The 2,210-nt window shown below is 68.5% G+C and carries 1 protein-coding gene; it reads left to right on the top strand.

Annotation, left to right across the window (positions count from 1 at the left end; genetic code table 11):
* Positions 1-2,210, top strand: a 2,210-nt coding sequence (locus H5407_RS23400) for a condensation domain-containing protein (protein ID WP_183106896.1), incomplete at both ends; no start/stop codon positions are given.

Here is a 2,210-nt window from a genome sequence, read left to right as displayed (position 1 = left end):
TCGGTGCGGCGATCAGCAACACGCGGCTGTATGTGCTGGATGCGCAGCAGCGCGAGGTGCCGCTGGGCGCGGTGGGGGAGCTGTACATCGGCGGCGCCAGCGTGGCGCGAGGCTACCTGGGGCAGCCGGAGCTGACGCAGGAGCGCTTCCTGGCCGATCCCTTCGTGAAGGACGGGGCAGGGCGGATGTACCGCACCGGCGACCTGGTGCGCTGGCTGGAGACGGGGCGGCTGGCCTTCGTGGGCCGCAACGACGAGCAGGTGAAGCTGCGCGGCTACCGCATCGAGCTGGGCGAGATCGAGGCCCGCTTGCTGGCACAGCCTGGCGTGCGCGAGGCGGTGGTGCTGGCCCGCGAGGACGAGCCGGGGCTCAAGCGTCTGGTGGCCTACGTGGTGCAGGACGAGCCGGAAGACGGAGAGCGCGACGACACCCTGGCAATGGACACGCTTCGCCAGGCCCTGACACAAGAGCTGCCCGGCTACATGGTGCCCAGCGCCTTCGTCCCCATGCCCGCGCTGCCCCTGACGCCCAACGGCAAGCTGGACCGCCGCGCCCTGCCGGCGCCAGACCTGCAGGCCCTGGCCGCCCGCGGCTACGAAGCCCCGCAAGGCGAGCTGGAAGAACAGCTGGCCGCGCTGTGGGCCGAGGTGCTGCAGCTGCCGCGCGTAGGCCGGCATGACAACTTCTTCGAGCTGGGCGGGCATTCGCTGCTGGCATTGGAGCTGGCCTCACGAATGGCTTCGCGTGGACTGCGCGGGGACGTGCGCCTGGTGTTCACGGCAGCCAGTCTCAGCCAACTGGCGCTGCAGCTTTCTGAGCGGCAGCCTGCCATGGATGAAGCATGGGCAAATACCACCGTTGAAGCGCCTCGCTCCCGAATTCCGGAAGATGCGCAAGACCTGACTCCCGACATGCTTCCGCTGGTGACACTGAGCCAGCAGGAGCTGGATGGGTTGGTCGCCAGCGTCCCTGGCGGCGCAGCCAATGTGCAGGATGTCTATCCCTTGGCGCCACTGCAGAGCGGCATGCTGTTCCACCATCTCCTGGAACGGGACAGCGATGTCTATCTGCTGCGCGTGGCCCTGCGCTTCAAGACGCGGGCGCACCTGGGCGCCTACCTGGCGGCATTGCAGCAAGTCATGAATCGCCATGACGTGCTTCGCACCAGCATCCACTGGACCGGGCTGACCGAACCGGTACAGCTGGTGCATCGGCGGCTTGAGCTACCGACGATCTGTCACGACGCCCTGGACGATGGCTCCAGCGCCGAGAGTCAGCTCATGAGGCTCACCAATCCAAGGGCCTGCCGCCTGGATCTTGGCAAAGCGCCGCTGATGGAGGCTCACCTGATGCAGGAGCCTGCACATGGAAGCTGGCTGATGGCGCTGTTGATGCATCACCTCATCCTGGACCACCATGCGCTTGAGCTGATGCAGCAGGAGATCGCCCTGCTGCTGAGCGACCGGGGTCAGGACTTGCCCCCCGCACAGCCCTTCCGCAACTACGTGGCGCAGGCCCGGCTGGGGCTCACCCCCGCCCAGCACGAGGCCTACTTCCGCGAGCAACTGGGTGATGTGGACGAGCCAACGCTGCCCTACGGCCTGTCGGATGTGCAGGGCGATGGCAGCCAGGTCGGCGAAGCCCACCTGGCACTGCCGGATTCGCTGAGCCGGGGCTTGCGAGCCCAGGCCCGTCGCCTGGGCGTGAGCGTCGCCAGCCTGTGCCACCTGGCCTATGCCCAGCTGCTGGGCCGGGTCAGCGGACGCGAGGACGTGGTCTTCGGCACCGTGCTGTTCGGCCGCATGCAGGCCGGCGCCGGGGCGGACCGCGCGCTGGGGCTGTACATCAACACCATGCCCCTGCGCGTCAAGCTGCAGGGGCCCGTGCTGGGCACCGTCAAGCAGGTCCAGCAAGACCTGGCCGGCCTGCTGCGCCACGAGCACGCCCCGCTGGCCTTGGCCCAGCGTTGCAGCGGGCTGGAGAGCGGCGTGCCGCTGGTGACGGCGCTGCTGAACTACCGCCACGGTTCGGATGCGGCTGCCCACGCACCGCTGTCCGTGCCGGGCTCGGAGTCCTTGACGGCCGAGGAGCGCACCAACTACCCGCTGCTGCTGAACATCGACGACTACGAGCAAGGCGGTCTGGCCCTGACCGTGCAGCTGCGCGAGCCTCACAGCGCCCAGGCATTGTGCGAGGCGATGGAGCAAGCG

The organism is Mitsuaria sp. WAJ17 (genome assembly GCF_014174515.1).
In the GTDB taxonomy this organism is placed as follows: domain Bacteria; phylum Pseudomonadota; class Gammaproteobacteria; order Burkholderiales; family Burkholderiaceae_C; genus Roseateles_B.
The sequence above is the reverse complement of the archived record's forward strand: the minus strand, read 5'-3'. Positions and strand labels throughout refer to the sequence as shown.